Here is a 13,919-nt window from a genome sequence, read left to right on the forward strand (position 1 = left end):
GCCTAAAAGGGAGCTTCACTCAACAAAACGGCCACGCTTTGCGTGCAAGGCCGAGGGAGAGAGCGCCTGACGGACGCATACCAATAACTGGGGGAAACACCAATGAGCACTAGCACTGTGGCCGGCAATGCCGCCGCACAGCCTGCGTTCCTGTCCAAGGAGCGCATCATCGCCAAGCCGGGTTTCAACCGCTGGCTGGTTCCACCGGCCGCACTGGCCATCCACTTGTGCATCGGCATGGCCTACGGTTTCTCGGTGTTCTGGCTGCCCTTGTCCAAGGCGCTGGGTATCACCGCGCCGGTGGCCTGCGCGCCGGACATGAGCTTTATCGCCCAAGTCTTTTCGTCCCAATGCGACTGGCCCATCTCCATGTTGGGCTGGATCTACACCCTGTTCTTCATCTTCCTGGGCTGCTCCGCAGCAATCTGGGGCGGTTGGCTGGAGCACGCCGGGCCGCGTAAGGCCGGGGTTGTCTCGGCGCTGTGCTGGTGTGGTGGCCTGCTGATCTCGGCCTTGGGTATCTATACCCACCAGATCTGGCTGATGTGGATCGGCTCCGGGGTCATTGGCGGTATTGGCCTGGGCCTGGGCTATATCTCGCCCGTCTCGACCTTGATCAAGTGGTTCCCGGACAAGCGCGGCATGGCCACCGGCATGGCGATCATGGGTTTTGGCGGCGGCGCGATGGTGGGTGCACCTTTGGCCGCGGCGCTGATGGGCCATTTCTCTTCACCGACCAGCGTCGGCGTATGGCAGAGCTTTGTGGTCATGGCGGCGATTTACTTCGTGTTCATGATCGGTGGCGCCCTGCTGTATCGCGTGCCGCCAACCGGCTGGAAGCCTGAGGGCTGGACCGCTCCGGCGAAAAAAGCCAGCAATGCGATGATCACTCATCGTCATGTGCATGTGAATGTCGCGTGGAAAACCCCGCAGTTCCGCCTGGTATGGCTGGTGCTGTGCCTGAACGTATCGGCCGGTATCGGCATTCTGGGCATGGCTTCGCCACTGCTGCAGGAAGTGTTTGGCGGCAAGCTCCTGGGTGTCGATGTGCCATTTGGTCAATTGGATGCGGGCCAGTTGGCCTCCATTGCAGCCATTGCCGCTGGTTTTACCGGCCTGTTGAGCCTGTTCAATATCGGTGGCCGGTTCTTCTGGGCGTCGTTCTCCGACTACCTGGGGCGTAAAAACACCTACTTCGTGTTCTTTGCCCTGGGCTTTGCCCTGTACGCGCTGATCCCGAACCTGGGGCACCTGGGTAACGTGGCGCTGTTCGTGGCTGCGTTCTGCATCATCCTGTCAATGTACGGCGGTGGTTTTGCCACGGTTCCGGCCTACCTGGCCGACTTGTTCGGCACCCAGATGGTAGGCGCGATCCACGGTCGCCTGTTGACCGCCTGGGCCGCTGCGGGCGTGTTGGGTCCGGTGCTGGTGAACTACCTGCGTGAATATCAGTTGAGCATCGGCGTTGAACGCGCCGCGGCCTACGACATCACGTTGTATATCCTCGCCGGCCTGCTGGTGCTGGGCTTTATCTGCAACCTGCTGGTGCGCCCGGTGGCCGACAAGTACTTCATGACCGACGCGGAACTTGCCGCCGAACAGGCGCTGGGGCATGACAAAGGTGCAGATGCCACCACCGTGCTGGAGTGGAAGGCCTCCGCCGCCAGCAAGCCGCTCGCGATCGCCGCTTGGCTGGTGGTGGGTATTCCGTTGGCGTGGGGTGTGTGGGTGACCCTGCAGAAGACGGCGGTACTGTTCCACTAAACACCGCATAACCCCTGTGGGAGCGGGCTTGCTCGCGAAGACGGCGTAACAGTCAACATCTTCAGTGACTGACACATCGCCTTCGCGAGCAAGCCCGCTCCCACAGTTGTATGCACATGTCTATCCCCGACATTCCTCGCTCCAACTCGTCAGTCTTATCCCCTTCGTTGTTTCTGTTTAGCGCCCGCGCCCCTATAATGGCTGCCTTTTTCGCCCAATGATTTTGCGGAGCTGGTGATGGCCGAACGTAAGGCATCTGTCGAGCGCGACACTCTGGAAACCCAGATCAAAGCCTCGATCAACCTGGATGGCACCGGAAAGGCCCGATTTGATATCGGTGTACCTTTTCTTGAGCACATGCTGGACCAGATCGCCCGTCACGGGCTGATCGACCTGGATATCGTCGGCAAGGGCGACCTGCACATCGACGACCACCACATGGTGGAAGACGTGGGCATCACCCTTGGCCAGGCGTTTGCCAAGGCCATCGGCGACAAAAAAGGCATCCGTCGCTACGGCCATGCCTATGTCCCGCTGGATGAAGCGCTGTCCCGCGTGGTCATCGACTTCTCCGGTCGCCCCGGCTTGCAGATGCACGTGCCTTACACCCGCGCGAACGTGGGCCGTGGCTTTGACGTGGATTTGTTCCAGGAATTCTTCCAGGGCTTTGTCAACCACGCACTGGTCAGCCTGCACATCGACAACCTGCGCGGCACCAACACTCACCACCAGATCGAAACCGTGTTCAAGGCTTTCGGCCGCGCACTGCGCATGGCCGTGGAAGTCGATGAGCGCATGGGCGGGCAAATGCCGTCGACCAAGGGCGTCCTGTAATGCAGACGGTCGCGGTTATCGATTACGGCATGGGTAACCTGCACTCGGTGGCCAAGGCCCTTGAGCATGTAGGCGCCGGCAAGGTGCTGATCACCAGCGATGCCAACGTGATTCGCGAAGCCGACCGCGTGGTGTTCCCCGGTGTGGGTGCGATTCGCGATTGCATGGCCGAGATCCGCCGCCTGGGCTTTGACAGCCTGGTGCGCGAAGTCAGCCAGGATCGCCCGTTCCTCGGTATTTGCGTGGGCATGCAAGCCTTGCTCGACAGCAGTGAAGAGAACGGCGGTGTCGACTGCATCGGGCTGTTTCCGGGCCAGGTGAAGTTCTTCGGCAAAGACCTGCATGAAGACGGCGAGCACCTCAAAGTCCCGCACATGGGCTGGAACGAAGTGCGCCGCACCGTCGACCACCCGCTGTGGCACGACATTCCGGACATGGCGCGTTTCTACTTCGTGCACAGCTACTACATCGCCGCCGGTAGCCCGCGCCAGGTAGTGGGTGGCGGGCATTACGGCGTCGATTTTGCCGCCGCGCTGGCCGATGGTTCGCGCTTTGCCGTGCAGTTTCACCCGGAGAAGAGCCATACCCATGGCCTGCAATTGCTGCAGAACTTCGCCGCGTGGGATGGACGCTGGTAAATGGCCAGGAAACCGAAGCCGCCGATCTTGAACCTCGCGCCCGAGCAGGAGCGTGAGGCTGCCGACAAGATCAAGCGTTTCATGGAGGACCGCTTCGAGCTCAAGCTGGGCTCGTTCGAGGTTGCCGAGATTCTTGAGCTGTTCACCACCGAAGTGGCGCCGCATTATTACAACAGGGCGATTTTCGACACGCAGACGCTCCTTAAAGAAAGGTTCGAAAGCATCGAAAGCGACTTGTGGTCGCTTGAGAAACCCTGATTTCCCAAGCATTGCTGAATATCGAATAAGGTTTGCCAGATGCTGATTATTCCCGCTATCGATCTCAAGGACGGCGCTTGTGTCCGTCTGCGCCAGGGCCGCATGGAAGATTCCACCGTGTTCTCCGATGACCCGGTGAGCATGGCTGCCAAATGGGTAGAGGGGGGCTGCCGTCGCCTGCATCTGGTGGACTTGAACGGCGCCTTCGAAGGCCAGCCGGTCAATGGCGAGGTGGTCACCGCCATCGCCAAGCGCTACCCGAACCTGCCGATCCAGATCGGCGGCGGCATTCGCTCCCTGGAAACCATCGAGCACTACGTGAAAGCGGGCGTGAGCTACGTGATCATTGGCACCAAGGCCGTCAAAGACCCGGCCTTCGTCGCCGAAGCCTGCCGCGCGTTCCCCGGCAAGGTTATCGTCGGCCTGGATGCCAAGGACGGCTTTGTTGCCACCGACGGCTGGGCTGAAATCAGCACCGTGCAGGTGATCGACCTTGCCAGGCAGTTCGAAGCCGACGGCGTGTCCGCCATTGTTTATACCGACATCGCCAAAGACGGCATGATGCAGGGCTGCAACGTGCCGTTCACCGCCGCCCTGGCAGCGGCCACGAAGATTCCGGTGATCGCTTCCGGCGGCATTCACAACCTGGGTGACATCAAGTCACTGCTGGACGCCAAGGCCCCCGGCATCATCGGCGCCATCACCGGCCGCGCAATTTATGAAGGCACTCTGGACGTCGCCGAAGCTCAGGCTTACTGCGACGCCTACAACGGCTGAGGACTGACCATGGCGCTGGCCAAACGCATCATCCCTTGCCTGGACGTCGACAACGGTCGTGTGGTCAAGGGCGTCAAGTTCGAGAACATCCGTGATGCCGGCGACCCGGTGGAAATCGCCCGTCGCTACGATGAGCAAGGTGCCGACGAGATTACCTTTCTCGACATCACCGCCAGCGTCGATGGCCGCGATACCACGCTGCATACCGTTGAGCGCATGGCTAGCCAGGTGTTCATCCCGCTGACCGTGGGCGGTGGCGTGCGTACCGTGCAAGACATCCGCAACCTGCTCAACGCCGGTGCGGACAAGGTCTCGATCAATACCGCTGCCGTGTTCAACCCCGAGTTTGTCGGCGAAGCCGCGCAACACTTCGGCTCGCAATGCATCGTGGTGGCTATCGATGCCAAGAAGGTTTCCGGCCCGGGTGAAACCCCGCGCTGGGAGATCTTCACCCACGGCGGACGCAAGCCTACCGGGCTGGACGCGGTGGAGTGGGCGATGAAGATGGAAGGCCTGGGCGCCGGTGAAATCCTGCTGACCAGCATGGACCAGGATGGCATGAAAAACGGCTTCGACCTGGGCGTGACGCGTGCCATCAGCGATGCACTGGGTATCCCGGTGATCGCCTCCGGCGGCGTCGGCAATCTGCAGCATTTGGCCGATGGCGTCATCGAAGGCCACGCCAGCGCGGTGCTGGCGGCGAGTATTTTCCACTTTGGCGAATACACTGTGCCCGAGGCCAAGGCCTACATGGCGGCGCGCGGTATCGTCGTGCGCTAAACGCTGCTGGACACCATGGCAGGCCCGCGGCACTCTCTGCGCTTGCCATGGATTCCGGTAGCCTTCATGTTCAAGCACCTGCTGCTCGCCCTCGCCAGTTCCTCCATGCTCATGGTGGCTACGGCACACGCCGAACAACCGTCTGATGCCTCCCTGGTGTTGCTGACGGAAAATTTCCCGCCCTACAACATGGCGAAAAACGGCAAGAACTTCGCCAAGGACGAGAACATCGAAGGCATCGCCGTAGACATCATGCGCGAAACCTTCAAGCACGCCGGCATTTCCTACAACCTGACCCTGCGTTTCCCTTGGGAACGAATCTACAAGCTCGCCCTGGAACAGCCGGGTTACGGTGTGTTTGTGATGGCGCGGCTGCCAGACCGTGAAGGCCTGTTCAAATGGGTCGGCCCCATCGGCCCGGACGATTGGGTGCTGCTGGCCAAGGCAGACAGCAAGATCCAGCTGGAAAACCTTGCGCAGGCGCGCCGCTACAAGATCGGTGCCTACAAAGGCGATGCCATTGCCGAGAGCCTGGACAAGCAGGGGCTCAAGCCGGTTGTCGCTTTGCGCGATCAGGACAATGCGCAAAAGCTCATGGAAGGCCAGATCGACCTGTGGGCCACCGGCGATCCTGCCGGGCGTTACCTCGCGCGGCAGGTGGGGGTGAACGGGCTCAAGACGGTATTGCGCTTCAACAGTGCGCAGCTTTACCTGGCGTTGAACAAGGACGTGCCGGATGAGCTGGTGGCCAGGCTCCAGGCTGCGCTGGACCAGTTGCGCGAAGAAGGCCGTATCGACCAGATCATGGCCAACTACCTGTAGGAGCGAGCTTGCTCGCGAAGGACGTCAACGATGACGCGGGTATCCAGGGCGCGCGCGGCGGCTTCAAGTTTTTCGCGAGCGAGCTCGCTCCTACGGGGGGGCGTCAGCGGTAAATGCCGTTCTTGCCATGCCCGGCCATCGCCCGGTTACTGCGCACGCTGATCATCAACTTGATATCGATCCACTCCACGCCCTGGGCCTTGAGCTTGGGCAATTCGCGTTCCAGCACCGCCAGCGTCTGTGGGTAAGGATGCCCGATCATGACCGCCGAGCCCTGTTTATGCGCCAGTTTGATCGCGGTCTGCAGTTGCGCGGTAATCGCTGCCTCGGTGCGTTCGTCATCGAGGAATACATCCCGTGAGACATGGGCCAGGCCGATCTTCTGCGCCTCGGCGGCGGCGACGGTTTGTGCGCTGGTGCGGCTGTCGACGAAGAACTTGTGGCGCCGTTGCAACTCACCCATCAGCCAAGCCATCGCCACCGGTTGTGCGGTCATGCGGCTGCCCATGTGATTGTTGATGCCTGTGGTGTAGGGCACGGCATCGAGCGCGGCATCCAGGCGCTTGCCCAGTTCCTCGATGGAAAGCTGCGGGTGCCAGGCGAATGGGCCGGTGGCCGGGTCCATGGGCATGTGCAGGATCACGATCTTGCCAGCCTTGTGGGCCTCACGGGCAAATTCGGCGGCGTGGGGCGTGTCCGGCATGATGGCGGCGGTCACCGGGCCGGGTAGCGCAAGCACGCGGCGATCCCTAGGCAGGTTTTGCCCCAGGTCGTCGATGATAAGCGTCAGGTAGGCTTTGTGCGGTTCGCCGGCAGGGGCCGCTTGAGCGACCCCTGCCAGGCTGCACAGCACAGCGATGATCAGGGCAAGGCGCATGATCAACGGCTGCGGGTGATGCTCAAGCCCTTGAGCAGGCTGAGTGCCTGGGCCAGTTGGTAGTCATCGTCCTGCGGCATCGGCTTGGCCTTGGCGCGACTGCCGGTTGGCTGGTCGGCGCCGCCGTTGCCATTGCCCAGATGGCCTTGCAGGTCGGCCTCTTTGTAGTATTCGCCATCGGTCTCGTTGGTGATCTTGGCGCGGCGTACTTCGATGTCCGGCACAATGCCCTGCGCCTGGATCGAGCGGCCGTTCGGCGTGTAATACAGCGCCGTGGTGATTTTCAGCGCACGCTCGTTGTTCAGCGGCAATACGGTCTGCACCGAGCCTTTGCCGAAGCTGGTGGTGCCCATCAACACGCCGCGCTTGAGGTCTTGCAGGGCGCCGGCAACGATTTCCGAGGCCGAGGCGCTGCCGCCGTTGATCAATACCGCCAGTGGCACGTTCTCGCTGAGGTCGTTGCCGGTGGCCGAGAAGCGCAACTCGGAGTTGGCGATACGACCCTTGGTGTAGACGATCAGGCCTTTGGTGACGAAGTGGTCGACCACTTCCACCGCCGACTGCAACACGCCGCCTGGGTTGTTGCGCAGGTCAAGCACGATGCCGTTGAGCTTCTTGCCGTTGTCTTTGCGCAGCTTGGCCAGGGCCTTGGCCACTTCGTCGCCGGTCTTGACCTGGAACTGGGTGATACGGATATAGCCATAGCCCGACTCCAGCAGCTGGCTCTTCACGCTCTTGACTGTGATGGTCGCGCGGGCCAGGGTCACGTCAAACGGGTTGCCGCCGTCGCGTACCAGGGTCAGGGTGATCTTCTGGCCGAGCTTGCCGCGCATCTTGTCGACGGCTTCGGTCATGGTCTGGCCACGGGTCGGCTGGCCGTTGATCTTCACGATCAGGTCGCCGGCCTGGATGCCGGCCTTGGACGCTGGGGTGTCGTCAATAGGCGAGACCACTTTGATCTGGCCGTCTTCGGAGCCCACTTCGATGCCCAGGCCGCCGAACTCACCGCTGGTGCTTTCCTGCAGCTCGGCGAAATCTTCCGGGCCCAGGTAGGCGGAGTGCGGGTCGAGGTTGCTGAGCATGCCCTTGATGGCATTTTCCAGCAGGGCCTTGTCGTCTACGGGTTCGACATAAGCTGCCTTGATCCGGTCCATGACCTCGGCAAAGGTGCGCAGCTCGTCCAGCGGCAATGGCGCCTTGGTCGTCGCAGCCATGGCGGGTGCAGCCGGTGCGGCCTGGTCGGCAAAAGCCAGAGGCGCGCCGATCACCAGGGCGATCGTCAGGGCCAGCGAAGTGAGGCGGGACAAATGCAGCATGTCGAACGAACTCCTAATGTAGATGCGACCCTATCCTTGGGACCGGCACCATTGTGCAGGATCGCTCGGGCGGCCCTGCTGACGAATAGCGAAGTACAGCGCCGGGGTGTCCTGGCCACCACTGTTACCGACAGTGGAGATGGACTCACCGGCTTTTACAACATCACCTGCCGACTTGAGCAATGTCTGATTGTGGCCGTAAAGGCTCAAATAGCCATTACCGTGGTCAAGAATCACCAGCAAGCCGGCGCCCCGCAACCAATCGGCGAACACCACACGGCCACCATGCACAGCGTGGACCTGGCTGCCGGCAGAGGCGCTGATCATCACGCCATCCCACTTGGCGCGGGTGTCATCGCCACGGGTTTCCCCAAAGCGTGCCAGTAATCGACCATCAACCGGCCATGGAAGTTTGCCCCGAGCTGAAGCAAAAGGGCCGCCGAAGGACTCGCCGCTGCTCGAAACCAGCGGGCCAGGCGCTGCACGCGCCGGTTTACGCGGGGCCGGAGCGTCGGTGGTGGCAGCCAGTTCGGCCTCACGCTGACGCTTTTTTTCGGCTTCCTGCTGGGCGATCAGCGCTTTTTGCCGCGCTTCTTCGGCCTCGCGTGCCTGGCGGGCCAGGGTTTCTTCAATGGTCTTGAGAACTTTGGCCAGGTCGGCCTGGTCTTGCTCGCGGGCCTGCAACTTGGCGTCGCGGGCTTTTACGTCGCTGTTGAGCTTGGCCAGGGCCTGCTGGCGCTCCTTGCGTACTTTATCGAGCTGGTCGCGCTGGGTGTCGAGGGCGGTTTTCTGGTCGAGCAATTGCGATTGCTGGTCGGCGATTTCCTGCTCGACATTGGCCAATTGGCGCAGGGTTTCGTTAAACCCCTTCAATTGCGCCAGGCGCGCCTGGCTCAGGTAATCGTAATAGGTGAGGGTACGGGCGAATTTTTCCGGGTTCTGCTGGTTGAGCAGCAGCTTGAGGTATTCCTGGCGGCCGCTCTGGTACGCGGCGCGGGCCTGGATCGCGATCAGGCGTTGCTGTTCAACGCGTGCGCTCTGGAGTTTTTTTTTCTCAGCGTCGAGTCGCTCCAGTTCCGACTCGCTCTTCTTTAGTTCTTTTTGCAGCTCCTGGACCTGTTTCTCCAGCTTGCCCATCTCGGTTTCCGTGCCGCGCAGGTCTTTCTGCACCCCGGACTTTTCTTCCTGGAGCTTGCCGAGCAGCTTTTTCAGCTCGGTAATGTCCTGACGCGTAGCGTCCAACTGTTGTTGGGTTTGTGCACGCTCATCGGCAAACGCCGGTTGGAGCAGGCAGACAAGAGCAAGGGTTATCAAGGCGCGAAGCATAGAGGCGGGCGACACCAGGGGAAAAGGACGGCCTAGTATGCCCGCCAAGCGCTGCAAAAAAAACGCCCAATTGGGGCTGGCGGTCAAGTTAGGTGCCGAGTGGTGCTGGTATGGCAAAAAGATATCTCTCAAAGCGCCACAAACCAATGTGGGAGCGGGCTTGCCCGCGAATACGGTGTGTCAGTCGCTGAAGATATTGACTGAACTACCGCATTCGCGGGCAAGCCCGCTCCCACATGGTTTCGCAGTGATGCGGGTGTCAGACCAGGATCGAGGTCCCGGTCATTTCCTTCGGCTGCTCGAGCCCCATCAGTTTCAGCATGGTCGGTGCCACGTCCGCCAGCACGCCACCGTCACGTACCTTCAGGTCGCGCTTGCCGACATAGATGAACGGCACCGGTTCGGTGGTGTGAGCCGTGTGTGCCTGGCCGGTGGATTCGTCGGACATCTGTTCGCAGTTGCCGTGGTCAGCAGTGATCAGCGCTTCGCCGCCGACTTTTTCCAGGGCGTCGACAATGCGGCCAACGCACAGGTCCAGGCATTCAACAGCCTTCACCGCGGCTTCCAGGTTGCCACTATGGCCAACCATGTCGCCGTTGGCGTAGTTGACGACGATCACGTCATAACGCTGGTTATCAATGGCGTCGACGATCTTGTCGGTGACTTCCGGTGCGCTCATTTCCGGCTGCAGGTCGTAGGTAGCGACTTTTGGCGACGGGATCAGGATGCGCTCTTCGCCAGGGAACGGCTCTTCGCGGCCACCGGAGAAGAAGAACGTCACGTGGGCGTATTTCTCGGTCTCGGCGATGCGCAGTTGGGTCTTGCCGTTCTTGGCCAGGTAGTCGCCCAGCACGTTCTCCAGGCTGCCCGGGGCGAAAGCCGACGGGGCCGGGATGTTGGCGGCATATTGGGTGAGCATGACGAACTCGACCTTCGGCTGGCGCGCGCGTTCGAAGTCCTTGAAGCCTTCATCGACGAACACATGGCTCAGCTCACGGGCGCGGTCGGCGCGGAAGTTCATGAACACCACGGCGTCGCCGTCTTCGACCTTCACCGGCTCGCCGATGGTGGTGGCCTTGACGAATTCATCGCTTTCGCCACGGGCGTAGGCGGCTTCCAGGCCTTCCTGGGCTGTGGCCGCATTGAATTCGGCCTGGCCGTCGACGATCAGGTTGTAGGCCTGGGAGACACGGTCCCAGCGGTTGTCGCGGTCCATGGCGAAGTAACGGCCCACCAGGCTGGCGATACGGCCCTTGCCCAGGGCGGCGAAGGTGGTATCCAGCAGTTCGATGGAGGATTGCGCGCTTTTAGGCGGCGTGTCGCGGCCGTCGAGGAAGGCGTGCAGATAGATTTTGTCAGCGCCGCGCTTGAACGCCAGTTCGGCCATGGCGACCAAGTGATCCTGATGGCTGTGTACGCCGCCGTCCGACAACAGGCCCATGAAGTGCACGGCCTTGCCGGCGGCAACGGCTTTATCCACCGCGGCGCAGATGGTCGGGTTCTCGAAGAACTCGCCATCGCGGATCGCCTTGGTGACACGAGTGAAGTCCTGGTACACCACTCGTCCGGCACCGAGGTTCATGTGGCCGACTTCCGAGTTGCCCATCTGGCCGTCCGGCAGGCCCACGTCCATGCCGGAGCCTGAGATCAGGCCGTTGGGCACGGTGGCGGTGAGGCGGTCCAGCACGGGCTTGCGCGCCGCGTATACCGCGTTGTCGTGGTGGCTTTCACTGTGTCCGAAGCCATCGAGAATTATCAGGACCAAAGGTTTAGGCGTGGTAGTCATAGATCCTCTCGCGGCGCTAATAAAGGAAGACAATTGAAAAGGGAGTGGCAGTTTAAAGCGAAGTTCCAACCACGTCACCGCTTTACGGGGGTTGGCCCCCCCTGGCGGCTGTGTATACTTACCGCCATTTTAACGCCCTGGAACCTCCTTGATGGTTGATCACCTGATTGCATTTGCCACTGCCCACTACCTGCTTGTGGGCGCCTTCGTCATCCTGCTGGCGCTGCTGATCGCTCATGAACTGAGCCGCGGTGGTCGCAGCCTGAGCACGTCGGAGCTGACCGCGCTGGTCAACAAGGATGAGGCCGTCGTCGTCGATATTCGCCCGGCCAAGGATTATGCCGCCGGCCACATCGTTGGCGCCCTGAACATTCCCCAGGACAAGCTGATTGCGCGTCTGGGCGAACTGGAAAAGCACAAGGCCAAGACCATCATCCTGGTCGATGCCCAAGGCCAGCACTCCGGCACCCACGCCCGGGAGATGCTCAAGACCGGCTTTACCGCCGCCAAGCTGTCGGGTGGTATCAGCAGCTGGCGTGGCGATAACCTGCCGTTGGTGAAGTGATATGAGCCAGGTTGTCGTGTATTCCAGCGATTGGTGCCCTTACTGCATGCGGGCCAAGGCCTTGCTTGAGAAAAAGGGCGTTGCCTTCGAAGAGATCAAGGTCGATGGCAAGCCCCAGGTGCGCGCCGAAATGGCCCAGAAGGCTGGCCGCACGTCGGTCCCGCAGATCTGGATCGGCACCCGGCATATCGGTGGTTGCGACGACCTGTTCGCTCTGGAGCGCGCCGGTAAACTTGATGCGCTGCTGTCCGCCTGACGTCTAAACCCTTAAGAACCCAAGATAAAGAAGGATCTGCGATGACTGATCAACAGAACACCGAAGCAGCAGAGGCCCAAGGCCCACAGTTCTCGCTGCAGCGCATCTACGTGCGTGACCTGTCGTTCGAAGCGCCAAAAAGCCCGGCCATCTTCCGTCAGGAATGGACCCCAAGCGTTGCGCTGGACCTGAACACCCGTCAAAAAGCGCTGGAAGGTGACTTCCACGAAGTCGTGCTGACCCTGTCGGTCACCGTCAAGAATGGCGAAGAAGTCGCTTTCATCGCTGAAGTGCAACAGGCCGGTATCTTCCTGATCCAGGGCCTGGACGAGGCGTCCATGAGCCACACCCTGGGCGCGTTCTGCCCGAACATCCTGTTCCCGTATGCCCGTGAGACCCTGGACAGCCTGGTCACCCGTGGCTCGTTCCCGGCCCTGATGCTGGCTCCGGTGAACTTCGATGCCCTGTACGCCCAAGAGCTGCAGCGCATGCAACAAGAAGGCGCGCCGACCGTTCAGTAAGTCGATGCGGTAAAAATGTGGGAGGGGGCTTGCCCCCGATAGCGGTGGACCAGTCACATAAGTGATGACTGACACTCCGCCATCGGGGGCAAGCCCCCTCCCACATTTGTTTTACGTATTACTTGAAGCCCAGTTGGCGCCAGCCTTCGTAGACGGCGACGGCTACGGTGTTGGACAGGTTCAGGCTGCGGCAGCCTTCACGCATCGGCAAGCGCAGGCGGTGGCCATCGGGCAATGCGTCAAGCACCTCGGCCGGCAGGCCGCGGCTTTCCGGGCCGAACAGGAAGGCATCGCCCTCGGCAAAGCTGGCATCGTGAAACGGGCGCGAACCCTTGGTGGTGAACGCGAACAAGCGCGGATGACCCAGGCTTTCCAGGCAACTGGCCAGGTCGGCGTGACGCTTGAGGGTGGCATACTCGTGGTAGTCCAGCCCGGCCCGACGCAGGCGCTTGTCGTCCATGTCAAAGCCCAACGGCTCGATCAAATGCAGGTGGCAGCCACTGTTGGCGCACAGCCTGATAACGTTGCCGGTATTCGGCGGAATTTCTGGTTGAAAAAGGATGACGTGAAACATGCACGGCTCCGAAGGCAAAGATGCGCTGCATTCTACCCCTGAAGACGACCCGAGACCGAAGCTATTGCCGAGGGTGTTGGGCTCATTGGCGATTGTCGGCTTGATGATTGGCTTGATGATCGGCCGCTTGACCACCCCGCAACCGCTGGAGCTGCAGCAGGTAGAACCAGCGACGGATGGTTTGGTGGTGTGGTTCAACAACGAACCCAAGCTGCACGGCGAACATATCGACGGCACCGTGGCGCTGCTGTTTGACGCCCAGGGCAAGGCTGCCAACGGGCAGTTCAAGGTCAATCACAAGGACGTGAATTGGCGCATACGCAAGACCGACGCTGGCTTGCTGCTGAACCTGGTGGCGGCTCGGCCGTTGCGTGGGGAGTGGAGCGGTGCAGAGGTTGATGGCCGCTGGCGGCTGGAGATCCATCTCCAAGAGCAATAAAAGAGGGAGTTCCCGGCCTGCCTGTACCAGGGCTCCCAAAACGGGGTGAAGCCTAAGGCTTCGGTGTTAAAGAGGGGATTCTCGGCCTGCCTGTACCAAGGTCCCCGAAACTGGGTAGTACTGGGGTTGTTGCAGGGGGCGTGCCAAAACTTGCAATTGCTGCTGGAAAAAAATGCCAAAAAGCGCAAAGCCCCGGAATACGGGGCTTTGTTTGTTTCTGCTGCCAAGAAATTTGTAGCGAAAGCGATATGCAGGTTTTCTGGTCTGTGCTCAATGCCGGTTCATCGTGCATTGAAGCGGTGCACAAACCCGAGCTTTATGAAAATCCAAATGTGGGAGCGGGCTTGCTCGCGAAGGCGGTGGGCCAGCCAATACATCCGGCGACT

The 13,919-nt window shown here is 61.0% G+C and carries 16 protein-coding genes; 11 read left to right on the forward strand and 5 right to left on the reverse strand.

Features of this window, described 5'->3' with window-relative positions; genetic code table 11:
• Nucleotides 1-102 precede the first annotated feature (102 nt).
• From BUE92_RS15000 to BUE92_RS15030, 7 genes are all read left to right on the forward strand, one after another.
• Entirely contained in the window at nt 103-1,764 is a 1,662-nt protein-coding gene (locus BUE92_RS15000; RefSeq protein WP_019819976.1) for an OFA family MFS transporter, read from the forward strand.
• Nucleotides 1,765-2,001: 237 nt separating this feature from the next.
• Nucleotides 2,002-2,598 (forward strand): imidazoleglycerol-phosphate dehydratase HisB, encoded by a 597-nt coding sequence (gene hisB / locus BUE92_RS15005; protein WP_003187781.1) that lies wholly within the window; start codon nt 2,002-2,004, stop codon nt 2,596-2,598.
• Complete coding sequence (gene hisH / locus BUE92_RS15010) at nt 2,598-3,236, forward strand: imidazole glycerol phosphate synthase subunit HisH (protein ID WP_073524625.1); 639 nt, start codon at nt 2,598-2,600, stop codon at nt 3,234-3,236. The genes hisB and hisH overlap by 1 nt, the downstream gene beginning before the upstream one ends.
• The gene (locus BUE92_RS15015) at nt 3,237-3,494 is read left to right on the forward strand and encodes a DUF2164 domain-containing protein (protein WP_073524626.1); all 258 of its coding nucleotides are present in this window, start codon (nt 3,237-3,239) and stop codon (nt 3,492-3,494) included.
• 39 nt (nt 3,495-3,533) lie between these two features.
• Nucleotides 3,534-4,271, forward strand: coding sequence for a 1-(5-phosphoribosyl)-5-[(5-phosphoribosylamino)methylideneamino]imidazole-4-carboxamide isomerase (gene hisA, locus BUE92_RS15020; protein ID WP_016972250.1), 738 nt, complete (start codon nt 3,534-3,536; stop codon nt 4,269-4,271).
• 9 nt (nt 4,272-4,280) lie between these two features.
• On the forward strand, nt 4,281-5,051 hold the full coding sequence (gene hisF, locus BUE92_RS15025) for an imidazole glycerol phosphate synthase subunit HisF (RefSeq protein WP_003171107.1): 771 nt from the start codon (nt 4,281-4,283) through the stop codon (nt 5,049-5,051).
• Between the two features lie 66 nt (nt 5,052-5,117).
• Nucleotides 5,118-5,873, forward strand: a complete 756-nt coding sequence (locus tag BUE92_RS15030) for a substrate-binding periplasmic protein (RefSeq protein WP_073524628.1) — start codon at nt 5,118-5,120, stop codon at nt 5,871-5,873.
• Between the two features lie 103 nt (nt 5,874-5,976).
• Here BUE92_RS15030 and BUE92_RS15035 read toward each other — a convergent pair whose 3' ends face one another.
• The 4 genes from BUE92_RS15035 to gpmI all read right to left on the reverse strand — a co-directional run bounded on the left by BUE92_RS15035 (nt 5,977) and on the right by gpmI (nt 11,178).
• Entirely contained in the window at nt 5,977-6,750 is a 774-nt protein-coding gene (locus BUE92_RS15035) for a divergent polysaccharide deacetylase family protein (RefSeq protein WP_073524630.1), read from the reverse strand.
• A gap of 2 nt (nt 6,751-6,752) precedes the next feature.
• Nucleotides 6,753-8,066, reverse strand: a complete 1,314-nt coding sequence (locus BUE92_RS15040) for a S41 family peptidase (RefSeq protein WP_073524633.1) — start codon at nt 8,064-8,066, stop codon at nt 6,753-6,755.
• A gap of 30 nt (nt 8,067-8,096) precedes the next feature.
• Nucleotides 8,097-9,392, reverse strand: a complete 1,296-nt coding sequence (locus BUE92_RS15045; protein WP_003187792.1) for a murein hydrolase activator EnvC family protein — start codon at nt 9,390-9,392, stop codon at nt 8,097-8,099.
• A gap of 259 nt (nt 9,393-9,651) precedes the next feature.
• Entirely contained in the window at nt 9,652-11,178 is a 1,527-nt protein-coding gene (gpmI, locus tag BUE92_RS15050) for a 2,3-bisphosphoglycerate-independent phosphoglycerate mutase (RefSeq protein WP_073524635.1), read from the reverse strand.
• 151 nt (nt 11,179-11,329) lie between these two features.
• Here gpmI and BUE92_RS15055 point away from each other — a divergent pair, with 151 nt between their 5' ends.
• The 3 genes from BUE92_RS15055 to secB are packed head-to-tail and all read left to right on the forward strand — an operon-like array spanning nt 11,330 to nt 12,520.
• The gene (locus BUE92_RS15055) at nt 11,330-11,743 is read left to right on the forward strand and encodes a rhodanese-like domain-containing protein (protein ID WP_073524636.1); all 414 of its coding nucleotides are present in this window, start codon (nt 11,330-11,332) and stop codon (nt 11,741-11,743) included.
• Between the two features lies 1 nt (nt 11,744).
• A complete protein-coding gene (gene grxC, locus BUE92_RS15060; protein ID WP_003171118.1) occupies nt 11,745-11,999 on the forward strand; it encodes a glutaredoxin 3 in 255 nt (84 codons plus the stop codon).
• A 41-nt stretch (nt 12,000-12,040) separates the two neighbouring features.
• Nucleotides 12,041-12,520 carry a protein-export chaperone SecB gene (gene secB / locus BUE92_RS15065; RefSeq protein WP_014716520.1) on the forward strand — a complete coding sequence of 160 codons (480 nt, stop codon included), beginning with the start codon at nt 12,041-12,043 and terminating at the stop codon, nt 12,518-12,520.
• Nucleotides 12,521-12,638: 118 nt separating this feature from the next.
• On the opposite strand, the gene BUE92_RS15070 is transcribed toward secB, so the two are convergent.
• Nucleotides 12,639-13,094: a tRNA (cytidine(34)-2'-O)-methyltransferase gene (locus tag BUE92_RS15070; RefSeq protein ID WP_003171120.1), complete on the reverse strand. Its 456-nt coding sequence runs from the start codon at nt 13,092-13,094 to the stop codon at nt 12,639-12,641.
• Between BUE92_RS15070 and BUE92_RS15075 the strand changes: the two genes are divergently transcribed.
• A complete protein-coding gene (locus BUE92_RS15075; protein ID WP_073524637.1) occupies nt 13,093-13,533 on the forward strand; it encodes a hypothetical protein in 441 nt (146 codons plus the stop codon). The genes BUE92_RS15070 and BUE92_RS15075 overlap by 2 nt on opposite strands.
• The last annotated feature ends 386 nt before the right edge of the window (nt 13,534-13,919 follow it).

It is taken from the genome of Pseudomonas fluorescens (genome assembly GCF_001902145.1).
GTDB classification, from domain to species: Bacteria; Pseudomonadota; Gammaproteobacteria; order Pseudomonadales; family Pseudomonadaceae; genus Aquipseudomonas; species Aquipseudomonas fluorescens_BV.